Here is a 523-nt window from a genome sequence, read left to right on the forward strand (position 1 = left end):
CGGCCCCTTATGGGCGTGAAGAACTTCCAGTAATTCAGTTTGCGCCCCGTTGTCCATCTCATACCGGTACTGTTTCCCGTGCCTGGCCGATAAAACATATGGCGGGTCCGCATAGATCAATACATTGGAATGGTTGAAGCGTTTGATTAATTCCACGGCCGGCATGTTTTCAATTTGCACGCCTCGCAGCCTTTCAGCGGCCGCCATTATTTTCTCAGGCAGATTACACCAATCTTTCGCAGCATAGGCCCGCTCTCTGCCTTGTACGTCGTTCTTCCAGCCCACCTTTTCGCCATTGGTCCGGAACCCGTGTCCCATATTAAGCCGTATGTAGAAATTCACTGCCCGTCCAAAACTGTCCTCTGGTACCGATTCAAACGCTGAATCGTATACCTGCCTTGCGTAAGGCGTGTAATATATTTCCCATGCTAGGCGCTCCGGGTCTTTCCTGATCCACTCAAACAAGTTTACAACGTTTCCGTCGAGGTCGTTTACAGTCTCGATATTGGACCGCGGCTTATTG

The 523-nt window shown here is 50.5% G+C and carries 1 protein-coding gene; it reads right to left on the reverse strand.

The annotated features are described in order from the left end of the window. The coding region (locus NE664_13185) for a DNA adenine methylase (protein MCQ4727585.1) at positions 1–523 on the reverse strand (523 nt) is incomplete at both ends.

This window comes from Anaerotignum faecicola, assembly GCA_024460105.1.
Classification (GTDB): domain Bacteria; phylum Bacillota; class Clostridia; order Lachnospirales; family Anaerotignaceae; genus JANFXS01.